This window comes from Butyricicoccus sp. AM78-15b2TA, assembly GCF_027665985.1.
GTDB classification, from domain to species: Bacteria; Bacillota; Clostridia; order Oscillospirales; family Butyricicoccaceae; genus Agathobaculum; species Agathobaculum butyriciproducens.
This window is the reverse complement of the sequence record NZ_JAQEHY010000004.1, coordinates 194,549-215,266: the sequence shown is the minus strand read 5'-3', so window position 1 is coordinate 215,266 and position 20,718 is coordinate 194,549. Positions and strand designations below refer to the sequence as shown.

The 20,718-nt window shown below is 55.1% G+C and carries 24 protein-coding genes, 1 tRNA gene and 1 rRNA gene (1 of these 26 running past the window's edge); 23 read left to right on the top strand and 3 right to left on the bottom strand.

What is annotated here, in order from left to right:
• The 23 genes from PGS25_RS06080 to PGS25_RS05970 form a co-directional block, all read left to right on the top strand.
• Positions 1-774 (top strand): 23S ribosomal RNA (locus tag PGS25_RS06080); it begins 2,071 nt to the left of the window's first position.
• A gap of 162 nt (positions 775-936) precedes the next feature.
• A tRNA-Lys gene (locus PGS25_RS06075) sits at positions 937-1,012 on the top strand.
• Between the two features lie 202 nt (positions 1,013-1,214).
• Complete coding sequence (locus PGS25_RS06070) at positions 1,215-1,460, top strand: hypothetical protein (RefSeq protein WP_270417993.1); 246 nt, start codon at positions 1,215-1,217, stop codon at positions 1,458-1,460.
• A gap of 157 nt (positions 1,461-1,617) precedes the next feature.
• Positions 1,618-2,088, top strand: a complete 471-nt coding sequence (locus PGS25_RS06065) for a VOC family protein (RefSeq protein ID WP_270418015.1) — start codon at positions 1,618-1,620, stop codon at positions 2,086-2,088.
• 2 nt (positions 2,089-2,090) lie between these two features.
• Positions 2,091-2,813 carry an alpha/beta fold hydrolase gene (locus PGS25_RS06060; RefSeq protein ID WP_158574602.1) on the top strand — a complete coding sequence of 241 codons (723 nt, stop codon included), beginning with the start codon at positions 2,091-2,093 and terminating at the stop codon, positions 2,811-2,813.
• 5 nt (positions 2,814-2,818) lie between these two features.
• Entirely contained in the window at positions 2,819-3,985 is a 1,167-nt protein-coding gene (locus PGS25_RS06055; protein WP_270417992.1) for an aminotransferase class I/II-fold pyridoxal phosphate-dependent enzyme, read from the top strand.
• A 9-nt stretch (positions 3,986-3,994) separates the two neighbouring features.
• The gene (locus tag PGS25_RS06050) at positions 3,995-4,378 is read left to right on the top strand and encodes a VOC family protein (RefSeq protein WP_110436655.1); all 384 of its coding nucleotides are present in this window, start codon (positions 3,995-3,997) and stop codon (positions 4,376-4,378) included.
• A gap of 12 nt (positions 4,379-4,390) precedes the next feature.
• Entirely contained in the window at positions 4,391-5,146 is a 756-nt protein-coding gene (locus tag PGS25_RS06045) for an exodeoxyribonuclease III (RefSeq protein ID WP_117490604.1), read from the top strand.
• Complete coding sequence (locus tag PGS25_RS06040; protein ID WP_270417991.1) at positions 5,139-5,507, top strand: CPCC family cysteine-rich protein; 369 nt, start codon at positions 5,139-5,141, stop codon at positions 5,505-5,507. Before PGS25_RS06045 ends, PGS25_RS06040 begins: the two co-directional genes overlap by 8 nt.
• A gap of 540 nt (positions 5,508-6,047) precedes the next feature.
• On the top strand, positions 6,048-7,193 hold the full coding sequence (locus PGS25_RS06035) for a D-alanyl-D-alanine carboxypeptidase family protein (RefSeq protein WP_270417990.1): 1,146 nt from the start codon (positions 6,048-6,050) through the stop codon (positions 7,191-7,193).
• A gap of 147 nt (positions 7,194-7,340) precedes the next feature.
• Positions 7,341-7,751 (top strand): hypothetical protein, encoded by a 411-nt coding sequence (locus PGS25_RS06030; RefSeq protein WP_270417989.1) that lies wholly within the window; start codon positions 7,341-7,343, stop codon positions 7,749-7,751.
• A gap of 342 nt (positions 7,752-8,093) precedes the next feature.
• On the top strand, positions 8,094-8,351 hold the full coding sequence (locus PGS25_RS06025) for an AtpZ/AtpI family protein (protein WP_147356543.1): 258 nt from the start codon (positions 8,094-8,096) through the stop codon (positions 8,349-8,351).
• Positions 8,352-8,355: 4 nt separating this feature from the next.
• Entirely contained in the window at positions 8,356-8,730 is a 375-nt protein-coding gene (locus PGS25_RS06020; RefSeq protein WP_110436662.1) for an ATP synthase subunit I, read from the top strand.
• A gap of 4 nt (positions 8,731-8,734) precedes the next feature.
• Positions 8,735-9,457 (top strand): F0F1 ATP synthase subunit A, encoded by a 723-nt coding sequence (locus PGS25_RS06015; protein ID WP_242988059.1) that lies wholly within the window; start codon positions 8,735-8,737, stop codon positions 9,455-9,457.
• 54 nt (positions 9,458-9,511) lie between these two features.
• Positions 9,512-9,769: an ATP synthase F0 subunit C gene (gene atpE / locus PGS25_RS06010; RefSeq protein WP_110436663.1), complete on the top strand. Its 258-nt coding sequence runs from the start codon at positions 9,512-9,514 to the stop codon at positions 9,767-9,769.
• 245 nt (positions 9,770-10,014) lie between these two features.
• Positions 10,015-10,518, top strand: coding sequence for a F0F1 ATP synthase subunit B (atpF, locus tag PGS25_RS06005; protein ID WP_117490612.1), 504 nt, complete (start codon positions 10,015-10,017; stop codon positions 10,516-10,518).
• 6 nt (positions 10,519-10,524) lie between these two features.
• A complete protein-coding gene (gene atpH / locus PGS25_RS06000; protein ID WP_270417988.1) occupies positions 10,525-11,073 on the top strand; it encodes an ATP synthase F1 subunit delta in 549 nt (182 codons plus the stop codon).
• A gap of 5 nt (positions 11,074-11,078) precedes the next feature.
• Positions 11,079-12,584 carry a F0F1 ATP synthase subunit alpha gene (gene atpA / locus PGS25_RS05995; RefSeq protein ID WP_118359612.1) on the top strand — a complete coding sequence of 502 codons (1,506 nt, stop codon included), beginning with the start codon at positions 11,079-11,081 and terminating at the stop codon, positions 12,582-12,584.
• A gap of 21 nt (positions 12,585-12,605) precedes the next feature.
• Positions 12,606-13,469, top strand: coding sequence for an ATP synthase F1 subunit gamma (gene atpG, locus PGS25_RS05990; RefSeq protein ID WP_270417987.1), 864 nt, complete (start codon positions 12,606-12,608; stop codon positions 13,467-13,469).
• 99 nt (positions 13,470-13,568) lie between these two features.
• Complete coding sequence (atpD, locus tag PGS25_RS05985) at positions 13,569-14,966, top strand: F0F1 ATP synthase subunit beta (RefSeq protein WP_117750882.1); 1,398 nt, start codon at positions 13,569-13,571, stop codon at positions 14,964-14,966.
• 1 nt (position 14,967) lies between these two features.
• On the top strand, positions 14,968-15,369 hold the full coding sequence (gene atpC / locus PGS25_RS05980; protein ID WP_110436669.1) for an ATP synthase F1 subunit epsilon: 402 nt from the start codon (positions 14,968-14,970) through the stop codon (positions 15,367-15,369).
• A 162-nt stretch (positions 15,370-15,531) separates the two neighbouring features.
• The gene (locus PGS25_RS05975) at positions 15,532-16,242 is read left to right on the top strand and encodes a YoaK family protein (protein WP_270417986.1); all 711 of its coding nucleotides are present in this window, start codon (positions 15,532-15,534) and stop codon (positions 16,240-16,242) included.
• A 3-nt stretch (positions 16,243-16,245) separates the two neighbouring features.
• A complete protein-coding gene (locus tag PGS25_RS05970; protein ID WP_117555007.1) occupies positions 16,246-17,046 on the top strand; it encodes a Cof-type HAD-IIB family hydrolase in 801 nt (266 codons plus the stop codon).
• Positions 17,047-17,181: 135 nt separating this feature from the next.
• Here the strand turns inward: PGS25_RS05970 and PGS25_RS05965 are convergent, their stop codons facing one another.
• The 3 genes from PGS25_RS05965 to iolE form a co-directional block, all read right to left on the bottom strand.
• Positions 17,182-18,198 carry a Gfo/Idh/MocA family oxidoreductase gene (locus tag PGS25_RS05965; protein ID WP_116705252.1) on the bottom strand — a complete coding sequence of 339 codons (1,017 nt, stop codon included), beginning with the start codon at positions 18,196-18,198 and terminating at the stop codon, positions 17,182-17,184.
• Between the two features lie 50 nt (positions 18,199-18,248).
• Complete coding sequence (locus tag PGS25_RS05960; RefSeq protein ID WP_270417985.1) at positions 18,249-19,244, bottom strand: sugar ABC transporter substrate-binding protein; 996 nt, start codon at positions 19,242-19,244, stop codon at positions 18,249-18,251.
• 125 nt (positions 19,245-19,369) lie between these two features.
• The gene (gene iolE / locus PGS25_RS05955; RefSeq protein ID WP_110436673.1) at positions 19,370-20,269 is read right to left on the bottom strand and encodes a myo-inosose-2 dehydratase; all 900 of its coding nucleotides are present in this window, start codon (positions 20,267-20,269) and stop codon (positions 19,370-19,372) included.
• Positions 20,270-20,718: the final 449 nt, after the last annotated feature.

Sequence of the window (20,718 nt, the reverse complement as noted above, 5' to 3'; positions counted from 1 at the left end):
AGGCTAGGAAGCGAGCGCGCCAGCGTTCGTGGAGCCAACCTTGGGATACCACTCTTGGGATATTGGGATTCTAACCTGCGACCATGAATCTGGTCGGGGGACACTGTCAGGTGGGCAGTTTGACTGGGGCGGTCGCCTCCAAAAGAGTAACGGAGGCGCTCAAAGGTTCGTTCAGCACGGATGGAAATCGTGCACTGAGTGTAAACGCATAAACGAGCCTAACTGCGAGAATGACGGTTCGAGCAGTAACGAAAGTTGGAGTTAGTGATCCGGCGGTATGTGAATGGAAATGCCGTCGCTCAACGGATAAAAGCTACCCTGGGGATAACAGGCTGATCTCCCCCAAGAGTCCACATCGACGGGGAGGTTTGGCACCTCGATGTCGGCTCATCGCATCCTGGGGCTGAATTCGGTCCCAAGGGTTTGGCTGTTCGCCAATTAAAGCGGTACGCGAGCTGGGTTCAGAACGTCGTGAGACAGTTCGGTCCCTATCTGTTGCGGGCGCAGGAATATTGAGAGGAGCTGTCCTTAGTACGAGAGGACCGGGATGGACGTACCGCTGGTGCACCAGTTGTTCTGCCAAGGGCATAGCTGGGTAGCTAAGTACGGACGAGATAAACGCTGAAGGCATCTAAGCGTGAAACTCCCCTCGAGATAAGTGTTCCCATCCTTCGGGAGTAAGGCCCCTTGTAGACTACAAGGTTGATAGGTCAGGAGTGGAAGTGCAGTAATGTATGGAGCGGACTGATACTAATAGGCCGAGGGCTTGACCTTAAATGTTAGGTAACCTCGAAGAAATAGCTTGCGAGTAGGATTGTTCAGTTTTGAGGGTGTAAAGGATTAAATTACACTTTCAGATTGTGAATGAGAAAGTAAAGCACACGAAGTGTGCAGGTAAAGTTTTCTTTGCATACTTTCTTGTACACAAGAAAGTATGCACCATTAGCTCAGTTGGTAGAGCAACTGACTCTTAATCAGTGGGTCCACGGTTCGAGCCCGTGATGGTGTACCACGAAACCCGAGTTTTTTAACGAAAACTCGGGTTTTTGTTATGTCTCAATTTCATTTTACACCGTTGCCTCTCTTTTCTTCGCGCCTGTTTATTAAAAGCAGTAATCCGGCTGTCGTATGTCGATTGACAAGCTGCGCGCTCTGCGGTATGATAAGCACAAGGCAGGATAACCATTTACGGAATTGCACAGGGAGGGAATGCAATGCTGTTCAAAACAGAGCTTACCGAAGTCTCCACCATGGAGGAGATGGACAAAATCGTCAAGGCACTCAACACGAAAGGCATAGACGCGACCACGAAAACGGTCGATCTGATGAGCGGCGGTCTGCTGGAAAACCGGCGTTCGTCCGGCACGTTCGGCATGAATGCCGAGGCGAGATTCGTTTACAAGATCTACGTCAAACGCGCGGAGCTGGAGTCCGCAAAGAGCGTTCTGGCGACAATCTGATCGCAAAGAAGGGAATGAAGTAAAATTCATTCCCTTTTTCCATGCCTACTTTACCGATTCATCAAAATGTGATAAAATAGAAGCCAAACAGAAAATTTAGTTTCTATTCCGAGCGGATTTTCCGCTTTGGGTTTGGTTTGATGGAGGCTGCACTATGATAAAGTTCCGAATGCCGCTGCTGGCGGTGCGTGATGTGGAGATTTCAAAGAAATTTTACCATGATCTGTTCGATCAGGAGGTTGTGCTGGATTTAGGCGGAAACGTGACGTTTTCCGGCGGCTTTTCCGTTCAGCAGGATTTTGACAGGCTGACCGGCGTGCCCAAATCCACGATCCTGCACCAGTCGCACAACATGGAGCTTTACTTTGAAGTGGACGACTTTGACGCGTTCACGGAAAAGCTGCGCGGACACCTGGACGTGGAACTGGTGCATCCGCCGATGACGCATGCGTGGCAGCAGCGTGTGGTGCGCCTGTACGACCCGGACTGGCACATGATCGAGGTCGGTGAGTCCATGGAGCACATCGCACTTCGCCTGCTGGATGAGGGCCATTCCGTGGAAGAGACCGCCGCGCTCATCCATCACCCGACTGATTTTGTGGAGCAATGCAGAAAGGGTTTGAAATAGATATGTTCGGTTATGAACCGGAATTCGTCGTGTGCGGCGATGCCCGGATTGCTTATTACGATGTCGGCCGAGGAAAGCCGCTCGTGCTGCTGCACGGCAACGGTGAGGACAGCTCGTACTGGAACGCACAGATACCCGAGCTGACCCGCTTTTACCGCGTTATTGCGGTGGACAGCCGCGGGCACGGCGCCTCCGGGAGCGGCGGACACGGCCTGTCATTTGAAATGATGGCGGAGGATCTCAAAACCGTGCTGGACACGCTCGGCGTGAAGAAAGCGCACTTCCTCGGCTTTTCGGATGGCGGCAATCTGGCGATCAAATTCGCACTGACGTACCCGGAATATATAGATAAACTCATCCTCAACGCGGCTAATGTGGAGATGTTCAGCGGCGTCAAGCCGCAGGTGCAGCTGCCCATTATGGCAGGCTACGGTGTTGCTGCGGCGCTGAGCCGTTTCAGCAAAAAGGCGGCGCGCCGAAGGGATGTGCTCGGACTGATGGTGCACCCGTACGGGGTGACGATGAACGATCTGGAGCGGCTGACCATGCCGACCCTCATCATCGTCGGCGAGCACGATGCAATACGCGAAAAGCAGACAAAGGAGATGGCCTCGCACATTCCCCACTGTGAAGTGGAGGTTTTCCGCGACGGCGACCACTTTGTTGCAGCAAAGCAGCCGTCCCGCTTCAACCGGACGGTTATAGAATTTTTACTTGGGAGATAATCAGCATGAAATTCATCAAAGCGGGAGAAATCGCAGACAGCAATATTTTCAACAAGCTCGACGAGCGCAAGAAGTCGCTCCTCGAAGGCGGCATGGACGTCATCAATCTGTCGATCGGCACGCCGGATTTTCAGCCGGGAAAGCATGTGATGGAGGCCGTCAGCCGCGCTGCACTCGACCCGGATATGTACAAGTATTCGCTGAATGAAACGCGCGAGCTGCTCGATGCCGTGCAGGACTGGTACAAGCGTCGCTATGACGTCACGCTTGCCGACGATGAGATCATGGCCGTGTGCGGCTCGCAGGAGGGCATTGCACACGTTGGCTTTGCCTTTGCCGGCCCGAACGACCTGATCCTTGCACCGGACCCGGGCTACCCGATCTTCTCGTTCGGCCCGATGATGACCGGCGCAACGGTCGGTCTGTACCCGCTGTACGCCGAGAAGAACTGGCAGCTGGACTTTAACGACATTCCGGAGGACGTGGCAGAGCGTGCAAAGGCGATCGTTGTTTCCTATCCGAACAACCCGACCACCGCCGTTGCCGACCGCAGGTTCTACGAAAAGCTGGTCCTCTGGGCGCGTGAGCACAACATCATTGTTCTGCACGACAACGCGTATTCCGACATTATGCTGAACGGGGAAAAGGGTCTGTCCTTCCTGTCCATTCCGGGTGCGAAGGAGGTCGGCATTGAGTTCAACTCGCTGTCCAAGACCTACAACCTGACCGGCATGCGCGTGTCCTTCGCACTCGGCAACCGCGAGGTTATCAGCCGTTTCCGCGCGTTCCGCTCGCAGATCGACTACGGCATGTTTTACCCGATCATGGCGGGTGCGGCTGCCGCGCTCAATGGTCCGCAGGATGTGGTAGAGAGCAACCGCACCGGCTACATGGCGCGCCGCGACGCACTGTGCGGCGGTCTGCGCTCGATCGGCTGGAACGTGCCGGATGCACAGGGCACCATGTTCGTCTGGGCGAAGATTCCGGAGCGCTTTGCGTCCTCGGTGGACTTCGCCATTGAGCTGATGGAAAAGACCGGCGTTATCGTGGTTCCGGGCAGTGCCTTCGGTGAACAGGGTGAAGGCTACGTCCGCATGGCGCTTGTCGTTCCGCCCGAGCGCATGGCAGAGGCGGTTCGCCGCATTGACGAGAGCGGTATTGTAAAGGAGTGAGTTTCTGTTATGCAGATCGACCATATTGCACTGTACACGCGTGATTTAGAGCGTCTGTGTGAATTTTATACCAAATATTTTGACGGTACGGCGGGCAAGCTGTACCAGAACGAGGAGACCGGCACGCAGGCGTGCTTTGTGTCCTTTGCTGACGGCGCACGGCTTGAAATTGTGACCCGTCCGCAGTTTGAGGACGCCGAGCACTCGCGTCTGTGGACCGGCTGGGCGCATACGTCGTTCAAGGCGGGCACCCGAGAGAACGTGGACGCGCTGACCGAGCAGATGCGCTCGGAGGGCTATGAGATCACAGATGGCCCTGTTGTCGGCAAGGATGGCTGCTACGGCAGTTTTGTGCTCGACCCGGACGGCAATACCGTCCGCATCGTAGCGTGAAGGAGAACGCAAATGAAGCTGATTTCATGGAATGTAAACGGCCTGCGTGCGTGCATGGGCAAGGGTTTCCTTGATTTCGTCGCCGCCGAGCAGCCGGATATGCTGTGCCTGCAGGAGACCAAGATGCAGCCGGGACAGGCTGATGTGCCGCTCGAGGGCGGCTACCGCGAATACTGGAACTCGGCAGAGAAGAAGGGATACTCCGGTGTGGCGCTGTTCACCAAAACCGAGCCGCAGAGCGTCACCTATGGTCTTGGCATTGAGGAGCACGACCACGAGGGCCGTGTCATCACCGCCGACTACGGCGAATTCTACCTCGTTACCGTGTATACGCCCAACTCGCAGAATGAACTCAAGCGTCTGGATTACCGCATGACGTGGGAGGATGCCTTCCGCGAGTATCTGGTAAAGCTGGATGCGGAGAAGCCGGTCATCGTGTGCGGCGATATGAATGTCGCGCATGAGGAAATTGACCTCAAGAACCCCAAGACCAACCGCAAGAACGCAGGCTTCACCGACGAGGAGCGCGGCAAGATGACCGAATTGCTCGCCGCAGGCTTTACGGATACGTTCCGCCATTTTAACCCCACGCTCGAGGGCGTGTATTCGTGGTGGAGCTACCGTTTCCACGCCAGAGAGAAGAACGCAGGCTGGCGTATCGACTATTTCCTCGTGTCCAATCGCTTTGCCCAGCGGGTCAAGGACGCGCGTATCCTGACCGACGTGTTCGGTTCGGATCATTGTCCGGTGCTGATCGAAATTGAATAAGGACGAGTATGCCTTTCTGCCGGAGGCGTTTTTCGGCGGCGTGCAGGAGCGGGAGGACGAGGAGGTGCTCGACCCGTACTTTCGGCCGGACGCCGCACCCGAGGACGAGGAACCCGAGCCGGATATGAGCTGGATGCCGGAAACGCCGACCGAGCCGTGTCCGTGCTGCGGTGCAGAGATCCCCGAGAATCCTTCCTGGGGCTATATCTGCCCGATGTGCGGATGGGAGATTGATTACGATGTCGAAGGTGAGCCGGATAAGCCGAGCGACCAGAATCATGGGCTGTCGCTTACCGAGGCCCGGTGGAATTTTCATTCGTTCGGTACGGTCGCACCGTGGAAGATAATTGAGAATGGATAATGGAGAATGAACTCGATGGGAGCGCGTTCTCCATTTTTTCATTCAGAAATAAATTCACTTTCCGTCAGATTAGTCAAATCAGAATCAGTCAATCATTTTCAATTCTCAATTTTGTTCTGCTTTGCTGTTCTCTACTGTAATATCTACTCTTTTCTTCTCTGCTCTGGTCTGCTCTACTGTACTGTACTGTTCTCTGCTCTTCTGTACTCTTCTCTGCTCTGTGTACTTTCTCGCCAAGAAATGCCCATTTCTCGCCAAGAAATAGCGATTTCTCGCCAAGAAATCCGGAACACTGGAAGAACAATACAATTCTTTGCAATATGCAGGCGGTTCGCACGGCGTGGCACCCCAGGGTGGCCTCTCTTGCCCTTCGGGCAATTCACCTTCTGAGGGCGCCACACCCTACGAAAAAACTTTATCGTTATGTGCGCAGCGCGACTGAAGGCTGCGCAAGGATAGCGCAATTCTCCATTTTCAATTTTCAATTACTGCATAATTGCGTTCCGCCGCACATAAGCTATGCTGAAAGGGTGAGTGGATGTGCGGAAATTGATCTGTGCCGCTTTGCTCAGCGGTCTGTTTACGGTGCAGGCGGCGGCGCTGCCCGAAATGGGCGCGCTCTACGCGAAATCGGCGGCGCTGTATGCGGCAAACGGGCAGGAGCTTTACGTCTATAACGCCGATGAGCAGCTGCAGCCTGCATCGGTGACAAAGATTATGACCATGCTGCTGGCGATGGAGGCGCTCGAGCGCGGCGAGGTGACACTGGACACCATGATAACCGGCAGTGAGTACGCCTGCTCGATGGGCGGCACGCAGATCTGGCTGGAGCCGGGCGAACAGCTGACGCTGGATGAGATGCTCAAGGCGATTGCGGTCGGTTCAGCGAATGACTGTGCGGTTGCGGTGGCGGAGCATCTGGCGGGCACAGAGGCCGCCTTTGTCGAGCGGATGAACACGCGCGCACGCGAACTCGGCTGCACGAACACAACGTTCATCAACGCCAACGGACTGGACGGCGAAGGTCAAAAGACGCTGACCTCGGCACGCGATCTTGCGCTTATTTCCTGTGAGCTGCTGCGCCACCCGAAGATACTCGACTACACCGGCATCTGGATGGACACCGTGCGCGGCGGCAAATTCGGTCTGGCGAACACGAACAAGATGCTCAAAAGCTATCAGGGTCTGACCGGACTCAAAACCGGCTACATCCGCGAGGCCGGCTTCTGCATTTCTGCAAGTGCCGAGCGGGACGGACTGAGCCTTGTGGCGGTCGTGATGGCGGCGCCCACCAAGGAGAACCGCACAGCGGATGCGACCGCGCTGCTCAACTACGGCTTTGCCAACTTCACGGCGTACACGCCTGCGGCGGAGGACTTGGAACCCATTCCGGTGACGCTCGGCACCGCGGAGACCGTGCAGCCGGTGCTCGAGGGCAGCGACACGGTCGTCATCGAAAAGGCGAGAGCAGAGGATATGCAGACCACATTCGACCTGCCGGAGACACTTGCCGCGCCGATACAGGCCGGTCAGCAGTTGGGCGAAATGACGGTATCCGCCGGCGGAGAGACGGTTTTGACCGTTCCCATCATCGCCCAAGCCGGTGTGGACGCGCTCGGACTGTCCGGGCTGCTTATTTCCTTTGTGCGCGGCCTTGCAGGAAATGTTGTAAAAGATGCAAAATAACGTAAAAATCCGGCGTTTTCCGAACGAAATTGGAAAGGGTGAGAAATTTACCATACAAAATGACGGAAAGTTTGCAATTCGGACTTGTGATTTTGGCTAAACTATGGTACACTAATAGCAACCTCAAAGGTTGGGAGGATAAAAACTATGGTAAAACTTATTATTGGCGGTACCGGTTCCGGTAAGACCAAGGAGCTTATTGATCAGGTCAACGCTGCAGTAAAAGAAGAAAAGGGCAGTGTCGTTTGCATTTCCCGCGGCAACAAGCTGACTTTCGATATCTCGCATGACGCGCGTCTGATCGACGCAGCGGATTATCCGGTTAGCGACATCGCAAGCCTGCTCGGCTTTGTCGGCGGTCTGCATGCCGGCAACTACGATATCACCCGTGTCTTCATCGACGGTCTGTACAAGATCATCGGCGGCAAGGACGCAGCCAAGGCTGAGGAGTTCCTCACCGCTCTGGACGCATTCTCTTCCAAGCACAGCGTAAACTTCACCGTTTCGCTCAGCGAGGAGCCGGAGTCTGCTACCGAAGGCATGAAGCGTTTCCTGTAATCCTTAAACGGAAATACATATCGCAAGCACAAAAAAGCAACGATGAAAGTCGTTGCTTTTTTCTTTTGCCCGCAGCCGTGCTGGTAAGAAAAAACAATGGGGAATGCTGCGTCTTTTTCCCTTTGTGATAAAAAAGACAATCTGGCATTTTGTATATACTTAATAAGAATAATTTATGCAGAATGTATGATACGACACAAAGTCACAAAAAATATTTAGCTTTTCTGAGCAAAAGTATTTTACTTTTTGGGCAAGTTGTTTATAATAAGTAATATAGCGTGCCGAGAGAGCACGCTGCATTTTGTACAATGTTGCTATGGCGTTCATGAAGGGGGAATGCGATTGCAAAGAGGGAAAGAAGGCTTTAGTGTGCTGCGCTACCTGATCTATTTTTCTCAGGTAGGCTTCACAGTGATCACACCGCCGGTGCTTTGCTGCTTCGGAGCGATATGGCTCCGCAACCGGTTCGGTTGGGGCAACGGTGCGGTGATTATCGGAATCCTGCTCGGTATCGCGGTTGCAGCCTGCAGCCTGCGTGACTTTCTGCGATTTACCGAGCGCAAAGCCAGAGAAAGCGCAGAGAAAGAAAAGGAGCTGTGACGGAATGCACATCGTTTATGAGGAAACGAAGCGCATGCTGCGCGGCATGCTCCCGCTGGCGCTGGTGACCTTCGGTGTGTTCGCTCTTTGCGGACAGGGCATCGCTCGGTCCGGTGCAAGCGTTCTGCTCGGTACGGCGTTCGCACTGCTGCTGTTCTACATGATCGGCAGGAGCACGGTAAGGGCAACCGCCTTTCCGCCGGCACAGGGCATTCGCATTACGCGGCGCGGCTATGTAGTTCGCTACATGCTCACGGCGGTGTTCGTGATCGCGGCGATCAAGCTGCCGTATCTGAACGCAGCTGCAGCGGTCATTCCGCTGTTTTTCACCAAGGCGCTGCTCCTCTGGCGCCACGCAGTTCAGCGGAAAGGAGGTTAAACGGTTGAACGTCGAAATAAACGGTCCTAAAATACTGGGTTATTTGTTCGGCAATACCAATCTGCCGATCACGGAGACCATGAGAAACTCATGGATCATCATGGCGTTTATCCTGTTCCTGTGTATCTTTTTAACACACCGCATGCAGAAGATCCCTAAAGGCAAGCAGGCACTGGCCGAAAAGGCGGTGCTGATGATCGACGGTCTGGTCGAAAGCACGATGGGAGAAGGCTGTCAGGCTTTCTCGCCGTACATTATGACGCTGATGATGAGCTCGCTGTTCGGTTCACTGGCCAGCCTGTTCTGGATGCGCTCTACCACGGCAGACCTGAACACCACGCTCGGCTGGGCGCTCATCACGTTCGTGCTGATCACGTTCAATAAGATCAAGTACGGCGGCATCAAGGGCTACCTCAAAGGTTTCCTCGAGCCGATCTTCGTTATGGCGCCGCTCAACGTGCTCAGCGAGATCGCAACGCCGGTCTCCATGTCGTTCCGTCACTTCGGCAACATGGCAGGCGGCCTGGTTATCACCACGCTGATCATGGGCGCACTCAAGGTGCTGTCTAATGCGGTATTGGGTTTCCTGCCCGATAATATCGCGCTGCTGCAGATCGGTCTACCCGGTGTGCTGTCGCTGTATTTTGACTGCTTCACGGCCTGCATGCAGGCGTTCATCTTCAGTATGCTCACCATGGCTTATGTGGGTGACGCAAGAAACAGCTGACGTGAAGAAAAAACAAATTCCAATTTCGTTATCTGAATTAGGAGGAAGAAAAGTATGGATCCCAAAGCATTCGTAGCAGGTATGTCCGCTCTTGGTGCAGGTATGGCAATGATCGCCGGCCTTGGCCCTGGTATCGGCGAGGGTTATGCCGCCGGTCAGGCGTGCTCCGCAATCGGCCGTCAGCCGGAGGCACAGGGCGATATCACCCGTACCATGATCCTTGGTATCGCAATGGCAGAGTCCACCGGTATTTACGCGCTGGTTATCGCGCTGATCCTGCTGTTTGCCAATCCGTTCGTAGGCCAGTTTTAATTGGAAGTGGCAATGCCCTAACTGTCTGCGGCGCTTTGCGGAAAAATTGCGCGGGAACTTCGTTGCGGCACCTTGCAATACACAAAGTATTGCTGCGGCACCGCGCCTCGCTCGCACACAATTTTATCTCGCAAATCGCTCTTGCCAGTCAGGTCATTGACACTTCTCAGACCGCTCTGTTTCAAGAGGGTGGTTGAGAATTAAAAGACGAAACGGATTCTTCCGTTTGGGAAGGAGGTAAACCAGTGACAGAAGCATTATATGAAGCGTTCGTCAGCATCGGCTGGTGGGAGATCCTTGTGACGATGTGCAACACGCTCATCACGTTCCTGATCATCAAGAAGTTTCTGTACAAGCCGGTGCGCAAGATGCTCGCTGCTCGCAGCGAGGAGGTACAGTCCATGTACTCCAACGCCGAGAAGGCGCAGAGCGAGGCCGAGCAGATGCGCAGCGAATACACCGAGCGTCTGTCCAAGGCGAAGGAGGAGGCTGCCGAGATCGTCGGCTCCGCTACCCGCCGTGCGGCAGAGCGCAGCGATGAGATCCTGCGCGAGTCCTCGCAGCAGGCATCCGCTATGGTCAAGAAGGCCGAGCGCGTTATCGAGCAGGAGCGCATCAAGGCGCACAAGGAACTCAAGGATGAGGTTGCGGATCTGTCCGTGATGATCGCCTCCAAGATCGTGGAGCGCGATGTAAAGCCGGAGGATCACGAACGCTTTATCGAAGACTTTATTGACAAGGTGGGGTGAGCAAACATGGCGGATATGGTAAGCGAGCGCTACGCACTGAGCCTTTACGAGGTCGCGCAGGACGAGAAGCAGGAAAAGCTGTATCTCGATCAGCTGACCGAGGTGTGCGCGGCGTTTGACAGCGAACCGGATTTCCTCAAAATGCTCACAACGCCCTCTATCGCGGCGGAGGACAAACGGAATGTTCTGAAAGCCGTGTTCGAGGGACGTATCGAGCCTTTTCTGCTCAATTTCCTGATGCTTGTAACGGATAAGAACCGCATCGGTCTTATCCACGAGATGTGTCAGGCATATAAGGAGCAGTATTATTTTGAAAACGGCATCGTAGAGGTGCTGGCGGTCACGGCGGTGCCGATGAGTGCGGCGCTGACCGACAAGCTGCGCGGCAAGATGGAACAGGTTACGGGTAAAAAGGTAGAGCTGAAATGCTCGGTCGATCCGAGCATCATGGGCGGCATCGTTGTTAAGGTGAACAACGAGCAGTTCGATACCAGCCTGCGCACCCGTCTGGAAGAGCTTGCAGCACGGTTGACCGGTACACAGGAAAGCAGGTGATTTTTATGGAATTGCGCTCCGAAGAGATCAGCAGCATTATCAAGGAGCAGATCACGCATTATCAGAGCCAGATCAAGCTGACCGACGTAGGTACTGTCGTTACCGTCGGTGACGGTATCGCGCATATCCATGGCCTTGAAAACTGCATGGCAGGCGAGCTGCTCGAATTTCCGGGCGGCGTGCAGGGCATGGCGCAGAACCTGGAGGAAGAGCTGGTCGGCGCGGTTATCCTCGGCTCGGATCAGAACATCCGCGAGGGTGACACGGTAAAGCGCACCAAGCGAATCGTAGAGGTCCCGGTCGGTGAAGCCATGCTGGGCCGCGTTGTTGACGCACTCGGCAAGCCGATCGACGGCAAGGGCGCTATCGAAACCAAGGAGAGCCGTCCGATCGAAATGCCCGCACCGGGCATCATCGAGCGTGCACCAGTTAATGTGCCGCTCCAGACCGGTATCAAGGCGATCGACTCCATGATCCCGATCGGCCGCGGTCAGCGTGAGCTGATCATCGGTGATCGTCAGACCGGTAAGACCGCGATCTGTCTGGACACCATCATCAATCAGAAGGGCACAGGCGTTATTTGTATCTATGTAGCAATCGGTCAGAAGCGTTCGACCGTTGCACAGGTTGCCGAAACGCTCGCGGCCAACGGCGCGATGGATTATACCTGCATCGTAGCCGCAACCGCATCCGAGTCTGCACCGCTGCAGTACATTGCACCGTACGCGGGCTGCTCGATCGGTGAATTCTTCATGCACAAGGGCAAGGACGTTCTGGTCATTTACGACGATCTGTCCAAGCACGCGGTAGCTTACCGTGCACTTTCCCTTCTGCTTCACCGTCCGCCAGGACGTGAGGCGTACCCCGGCGACGTATTCTATCTGCACTCCCGTCTGCTCGAGCGTGCAGCGAATATCCAGAACGGCGGCAGCCTGACCGCACTCCCGATCATCGAGACGCAGGCAGGCGACGTTTCGGCGTATATCCCGACCAACGTAATCTCCATTACCGACGGTCAGATCTTCCTCGAGACTGAGCTGTTCAACTCCGGTATCCGTCCGGCGGTAAACCCGGGTATTTCGGTATCCCGCGTCGGCGGCAACGCGCAGATCAAGGCGATGAAGAAGGTTGCCGGTACGCTCAAGCTGGCGTACTCGCAGTTCCGTGAGCTGCAGGCGTTCTCGCAGTTCGGCTCCGACCTGGACGCAGATACCAAGAAGCGTCTGGAACAGGGCGCGCGCATCGTAGAGGTGCTCAAGCAGCCGCAGAACAGCCCGATTCCGGTCGAGAAGCAGGTTATCATCATCTATGCCGTTGTTTCGGGTGCACTGCTCGATATTCCGGCAAATCAGATCGGCGAGTTCGAGAAGGAGCTGTTCTCCTTCGTGGACAGCGTTTACGGCGACATTCCGGAGTCCATCCGCACCACCGGCAAGCTGGAGGACGATGTGAAGGAAAAGCTGACAAAGGCAATCGAGGAATGCAAGAGTAAGTTCCTTTCCGAGCACTAACGCGAAAGGGAGGGACTGAAAATGGCTTCCGGAAATATGAAGGACATCAAGCGCCGCATCAAATCGGTGCAGTCCACCATGCAGATCACCAAGGCGATGGAGCTGGTCGCGTCCTCCAAGATGCGCCGCGCAAAGGAGCGTGCCCTCGGGGCTCGTCCGTACTTTAACGCGCTGTATCAGACCATCACCCGCCTTGCGGGCGCGACCCGCGGCAGCGAGTCGGTGTACACCAAGCCGCGTGAGGTCAAGAACAGCCTGTACATCGTCATCGCGGGCGACCGCGGACTGGCAGGCGGCTACAACGCCAACCTGTTCAAGCTCGCCGCTGCCGAGATGCAGGGCAAGCAGGCGCAGGTCATCACCATCGGCAAAAAGGCGCAGGAGCATTACGCAAAGCGTCCGGTAACGGTGGCGGCGGACTATCCCGGCATTGCCGAGACCATGCGCATCAGTGATACGCATCCCATCGTGGAGGACATGCTGAAGCTGTTCCGCGAGGGCAAGGTGGACGAGGTTTTCCTGTGCTACACGGAGTTTATCTCCCCTCTGCAGCAGGAGCCGAAGTGCCTCAAGCTGCTGCCCGCGCACTTTGATGCGGCGGACGAGCAGCCGGCAGGCGCCCATGTTCTGACCGAATACGATCCCTCGCCAGAGAGCGTGTTTGATGCAGTCATTCCGGAGTACCTGTACGGCGTGCTGTACGGCGCGGTAGTGGAAAGCTACTGCTCCGAGCAGTCGGCGCGCCGCATGGCAATGGAGGCTGCGTCCGATAACGCGGGCGAGATGATCGAAAATCTGAATCTGTCCTACAACCGTGCGCGTCAGGCAGCGATCACACAGGAAATTACGGAGATCGTGGCCGGCTCGGGCGAGGTAGGAGCTTAATCGAGAGTGGAGATAGAAGAGTGGAGAGCGGAGATACCTCTCGTCTCTTTACTCTGAACTCTGCACTCTTCACTCTTTTCACAAAAGGGAGTTTTGCCAATGAGTGAGCAGAATATTGGCACCGTTGTCCAGATCACCGGACCGGTGCTTGACATTAAATTTGCCGCTGACGCGCTTCCGAAGCTGCTGAATGCTATTACGATCGACAACCACGGTCAGATCATCACGGTCGAGGTTGCGCAGCACATCGGTCAGGATACCGTGCGCTGCATCGCAATGGAATCCACCGACGGCTTGGTGCGCGGCATGAAGGCAGTCGATACCGGCAGCCCGATCACGGTGCCGGTGGGCGACAAAAACCTCGGACGTATCTTCAACCTGCTCGGTCAGCCGGTGGACAACAAGCCGGCGGTCGAGGGCGAGGAGCGCTGGCCGATCCATCGTCCGGCACCGTCCTACGAGGAGCAGCAGTCCACGACCGAGATCCTTGAGACCGGCATCAAGGTCGTCGACCTGATCGCGCCGTTCGCCAAGGGCGGCAAGATCGGTCTGTTCGGCGGCGCAGGCGTCGGCAAGACCGTTATCATCATGGAGCTGATCAACAACATCGCAAAGCAGCACGGCGGTATTTCGGTATTCACCGGTGTCGGCGAGCGTACCCGTGAGGGCAACGACCTGTACAACGAGATGCAGGAATCCGGCGTTATCAACAAGACTGCGCTGGTTTACGGCCAGATGAACGAGCCGCCCGGAGCGCGTATGCGCGTTGCACTTTCCGGTCTGACCATGGCGGAGTATTTCCGCGATGTCGAGGGTCAGGATGTGCTGTTGTTCATCGACAACATCTTCCGCTTCACGCAGGCCGGCTCGGAGGTATCCGCGCTGCTCGGCCGTATGCCGTCTGCCGTAGGCTATCAGCCGACGCTGGCAACCGAGATGGGCGCGCTGCAGGAGCGAATCACCTCGACGAAGAAGGGCTCGATCACGTCCGTACAGGCTGTTTATGTGCCTGCCGATGACCTGACCGACCCGGCTCCGGCTACCACGTTCTCGCATCTGGATGCAAAGGTCGTTCTGTCGCGTGATATCGCATCCATGGGTATTTACCCGGCGGTTGATCCGCTGGATTCGTCCTCGCGTATCCTGTCGGCGGACGTTGTCGGCAAGGAGCATTACGAGGTTGCCCGTGCGGTGCAGTCCATTCTGCAGAAGTACAAGGATCTGCAGGATATCATCGCCATCCTCGGCATGGATGAGCTGTCCGACGAGGACAAGCTGACCGTTGCCCGTGCCCGTAAGATCCAGAACTTCCTCTCGCAGCCGTTCCATGTTGCAGAGCAGTTCACCGGTATGGCGGGCAAGTATGTGCCGGTCGCTGAGACCATCCGCGGCTTCAAGGAGATTCTTGAGGGCAAGCATGACGATCTGCCTGAGTCGGCGTTCCTGTTTGCCGGCACGATCGACGAGGTAGTGGAGAAGGCTAAGAAGGGGGCATAATATGGCTACCTTTCATCTCAAGGTGCTCACGGTCGATAAGCAGTTTTTCGACGGTGAAGTGGACCGTATCGTGGTTCGCACCTCACAGGGCGATGTCGGCATCCTGCCGAACCATGTGCCGTATGTTGCGGCGCTCGGCGTCGGCGGCCTGACCATTATCCGGAACGGCGAACGCCGTGTAGCGGCGGTTTCGGGTGGTTTTGTGGATGTTTCGGCAGAGCAGACGGTCGTGCTGGCGCGTACCTGCGAGTGGGCCGACGAAATCGACGTTGCCCGTGCCCGTGAGGCCGCAGACCGCGCGAAAGCGATTCTGCAGAAAAAGGCCGGCGACCGTGAAATGGATATCGCACAGGGCAAGCTGAAAAAGGCGGTAAACCGTATTCGCATCGCGGAGAGCAAATGATACAATTTCCGGCAGAGGAATTGTATCAGCATTACTGAATAATTCGGCATATTGACCGAATATAAATCCCTCGATTTGATTGAATCGGGGGATTTTTTGTGCTATAATAGCCGCTGGAAGACAAAGAAAAGTTCTCTGCCGAAGTGAAATGGGGGAATTTCCATGAAACGAGCGCACGGGCAGATGTCGGAATCGCTGCTGCTGGGCGCACTGCTGGCTATGGCCGGCGGCTTTTTTGACGCATATACCTATCTTTGCCGCGGCAAGGTGTTTGCCAACGCGCAGACCGGCAATATTGTCCTGTTCGGCGCGAATATTGCCGAGGGCAACTGGCTGCGTGCGGCCGAGTATCTCTTACCGATCCTGGCGTTCGCACTGGGCGTTGTGGCGGCGGAGATTGTCAAGCGGCGATACAAAAAACGCCAGAGCGACATCAACATTCATTGGAGACAGATTGTCGTGCTGGTCGAGATCGTGCTGCTGGCCGCAGCGGCTTTTATGCCGCAGACGCTGAATACCACGGTCAACATTATGATCTCGTTCATCTGCGCGATGCAGGTCGAGTCGTTCCGCAAGGTGCGCGGCAGCGCATTTGCAACCACGATGTGCACAGGCAACCTGCGTTCGGGCACCGAGCAGCTTGTGATCTGGGCACAGACCGGCGACCGGAATGCGATCCGCAAAATGCGCAACTATTACTCAATCATCCTGTTTTTCATCCTCGGCGGTGCGATTGGCGCACTGACGACCGCGAGAATTGGCGAAAAAGCGCTGCTGCTGACCTGTATCCCGCTGAGTCTGGTCTTTGCAGTCATGTTTGTCGAGGAAGAACATACGCTCGAGGCGGAGGAGACCGCCGGAAAGGAACGGTAAACCATGTCGATCAAACTGATCGCCGCAGATATGGACGGCACGCTGCTGTCCAGCCGCAAGCAGCTGCCCAAGGGCTTTTTTCCGCTGGTGCGCACACTGAAAAAGATTGGTGTACGCTTCGCACCTGCATCCGGACGGCAGTATTACAACCTGTACGAGCAGTTCGGCGAGATCGCGGACGAGCTGATGTACATCAGCGAAAACGGCGGCATGGTGTGCGACGGACGCAAAATCGTGTCGTTCGAGGCCATGCCGCAGCAGCTGGTGTGCGCGGCTGTGGAGCTGGCGCGCGGTCTGCCGAATGTGCACGCAATCGCGTCCATGCGGGACGGCGCGGCCTACGAGGACGACGATCCGGTGTTCGTGGAGAACATGGCGATGTACTACGCACGTCGTAAAAAGGTGCCTGATCTGCTTGCAGCCGTGCAGCAGGAGCCGGTGTGCAAGGTGGCGCTTTTCTGCAAAAATGCGGCGGAAACCAACGTGCTGCCGTACTATCGGCAGATGTTCGACGATAAGCTGCAGGTAGCGCTCTCTGGCGCGGACTGGGTGGATTTGATGCGCCTGGGGCTGAGCAAGGGCGTGGCCGTGGGCGTTATGTGCGATAATCTGCACATCACACCCGCGCAGTGCATGGCGTTCGGCGATTATCTGAACGATGTGGAGCTTCTGCGCTCGGTGGGCGAGTCCTACGCGATGGCGAATGCACATGAGCGGCTCAAGAAGGTCGCAAAGCATGTTTGTCCTTCCAATGATGAGGACGGCGTGTGCCGCACGATCCGCAGTGTGCTGGCGGTGGAATAAACAGCGAAACCCGGGAATCGAAGGATTCCCGGGTTTCTTTTTGAATTAGGCTGTATTTGTATTCTGTTTGGAGACTTGAATATAAATAAGAGAGAATAAATTGAATGTGGAATAAGAATGCGGTTTCGAGAACGATTATTCGAGGGTCAGCTTCTTGTCGGTCAGGAAGGACTCCTTGCAGCGGAAGGCGATCTTGGTGGACTGGGTGCCGTCGATAACACCCGGAGTTGCCTTGCGGCCGGTTGCTACGCAGTCGCAGAATTCCTCAATCTCAGTGATGTATGCATCGTGCCAACGGGTGATGAAGTCCTGATAGCACTCACGGCATACACCGTGCTGGCTCATAACTTCTACAAGGGAGTCGGTCGGAACGGAAGCGATACGCAGGGTGCCGCGGGTACCAACGATTTCGGTCTCAACATGAGAGCCGTGAGCTGCTGCACGACCGGCAAAGAAGAATGCCATAGCGTCGTTTTCCATCTTCATCAGGCCGGAAACGTTATCGCCGTCGTCCCAGTCCTTGTACTGCTTGAACTCGTAGCAGCCGCCGGTTGCCCACAGCTCCTTGACCTCGGAGCCGGTCAGCCAGCGAATCAGGTCGAAGTCGTGAATGGACATATCGATGAACTGACCGCCGGAGCGCGGAGCGTACTCCAGGGTGCCCTCGATGATGGAGATCGGGTCCTGCGAGTAGCAGCGAACCAGAATAACATCACCGATGTCGCCGTTCTCCATCTTCTTCTTGGCTACCTGATAGGAGTGGTCATAGCGGCGCATGAAGCCCAGCATAAAGGTCAGCTCCGGGTGAGCGGCGATGATGGCTTCGGCCTCCTTGCACTTTTCAACCGTGTCCGCCAGCGGCTTCTCGCAGAAAACGTGCTTGCCTGCGTCCATCGCAATCTTGATCATCTCAACGTGAGAAGCGGTGTTGGTGATGATGGCAACGGCCTCAACGTTCGGGTCAGCGCACAGATCCTTCGGGTCGTTGTAAACGGCGGTTACGCCCAGTTCTTCAGCGACCTGCTTTGCGCGGTCGAAGTTTGCGTCTGCGATAGCTACCAACTCCGAACCCGGAACGCGGTTTGCAATGTTGCAGGCGTGCTCGTAACCCAGACGACCTACACCGATGATACCAATCTTCAGCTTTTTCATAATCATCGATCTCCTTTGAAAAATATAGTGAATGTGAATAGAATTATAGATTAACCCAACAGCTTGTTCAGATAATCCAGACGCTCCTGTGCATTGTCCTTCGTCAGGATGCTTGCATCTACGGAAATGACTTCGTCGACCTTTTCGCCGTTTGCAGCGGCAACAGCAGCCTCTACAGCCTTGTAGCCGAGGTCGTAGCAGTTATAGGAAACGGAAAGCGTTTCGCCGCCCTGCAGCAGAGAATCGCAGGCAGACTTGGTGCCGTCAAAGCCGACAAAGACCGTGTTGGCATAAGCTGGATGGCTCTCTGCTGCGCGGGCAGCGGCCATGGCCATGTCGTCGTTGTTGCAGACAATCATCGCAATGCCTTCTGGATGGTTCTGGATAATCGCTTCCATCGAGTTGGCGGCCTTATCCGCCACAGCATCCGCGTACTGAATTTCGTTATCCAGAAAGGTGCCGCCTGCATTGGTGATACCGGTGCGATAGCCGTTTAGACGTGCGGTTGCGGTGTTGTCGCCCTGTACACCCGAGATGGCGATTGCCTTCAGTTCGGTCCAGCCGGCCTCTTTGGCGGCCTTTACAGCGGCTTCGCCGCCGAATTCGGCCGCATTTTCCTGATCGAGACCTACGAAGGAGAGAATCTCCGGTGCATCAATGCGGGTGTCCAGATTGATGATCGGCTTGGTCTGTCCCTTGATCAGAGTAGCTGCAACATCGGACTGCAGCGGTGCGATAACATAAGCATCGTAAGCACCGGAGTTCAGGTCGGTTTCGATGATATTCTGCTGCTCATCGTAAGCAGTTTCCGAAGTAGCACCCTTGACATCGACCTTTACATTGGAATTTTCGGTTCCGTAGGCTTCGGCACCGGCAACAACATAGCGCCAGTACTCAGAAGCCGTGGTTTTCAGAATTACGCTGATAGAAAGATTCTTGCCACCATCGGCAGAATCTCCGGAAGAAGAGGGGGTGTTGCTGCCGCTGCATGCTGCGAGGCTGAATAACATAGTGCCAGTCAGAACGGTTGCCAGTAACTTTTGCATAAGAGTACTCTTCCTTTCTTTTTCCGAGTTTCCTTCTTTTGAACCGGTATTCTTGTAAACCGATAAGAAGACATCCGTATTCAGTTGTCAGCTTAACAGTTTGGGATCGTGTGCAAAACGGCGGATTAGAGTCCGGTGTGCTCCTTGACGTAGGCGCGGGCCATGCGGGCGTACTCGAGCGGATTTGCGATAGCCGGATCCTGCTCAGCCTCTACGACCAGCCAGCCCTCGTAGTTGTACTCGTCGAGCAGCTTGAATACGGTCGGGAAGTCTACGCAGCCTTCCGGGTCGCCGGGAACGGTGAACACGCCTTCCGGAATCGAACGGAGGAAGCTCTTGTTCTCGGCGTAGCACTTGTCCATTGCAGGCTTGCGGACATTTTTGAGATGGACATGACCGATGCGGTCGTGGTGCTTCTTGAGAATTTCGATCGGGTCCTCGCCGGAGAAGGTGAGATGACCGGTATCGTAAATCATGCTGACGTACTTCGGGTCGGTCATAGCGAGCATACGGTCGATTTCGTCGGTCTTCTGCACGGTAGTCGTCATGTGATGATGGTACACGATCTTCATGCCGCTGTCATAAGCGATCTTGCCGAGGTGATCCAGACCCTTGGTCAGTACCTCCCACTCATCGTCGTTCAGCACCTTCTTGTTGGAAAGCGGAGTGTTCCACTGATGCTGAATGGAGAACGACTGATCGGATGTGTTGATAATCGTAGCGCCGATCGACTTCAGGAAGTTCATGTGGTCAACAAATGCACGCTCGTTCTGCCACATCGGCAGTTCATTTAAGTAGGTGCTGATCCAGCCGGTGATGGCAGAAATACCGCGGCGGCCAAACTCCTTATTCAGAATCGCCGGATCACGTGGGAACTGGCAGCCGATCTCGGTGCCAACATAACCGGTCAGAGCGATTTCACTGATCGTCTGCAGGAAGCTGTTTTCAGCACCCATCTCCGGCATGTCGTCCTCGGTCCATGCAATAGGCGCGATACCGATTTTAACCTTTTTGGGATCTAACATAATGCTTCGTCCTTTCATTCTTGTTGTATCTCACAACTGAGCTGTGAGATTCTTTCTTCTCTTTGTGCTTATAGTTTAGCAGATATGGCGAACGGTTTCTTTTAGATTCTTGGCTTGATTCAAAAAACGGAAACTTTTTTTTCGGACACCCGAAAATCCCATATATATAATATATTAGAGGTAAAAGCGGCGGTAAAAATGCACAGTATTTTTTCGGAGCGGGTTTGAGGCTGTGCGCTTGTTTTTATAAATCCTGCTTTTTGCCGGTCGGAGACCGGCGAATCGGCAGGTTTGCGAAAGCTGAAAAACCGCAGAGAAACACACGCAGGATTCTCGGTCGGATATGCTATACTATAAATAAGTGAGAACAAAAAACAAGAATCTGCAAATAGCAAGAATTTATAATTATTCTCAGCCCGACCACAAAAAAGCACGATATACGGCGGTCT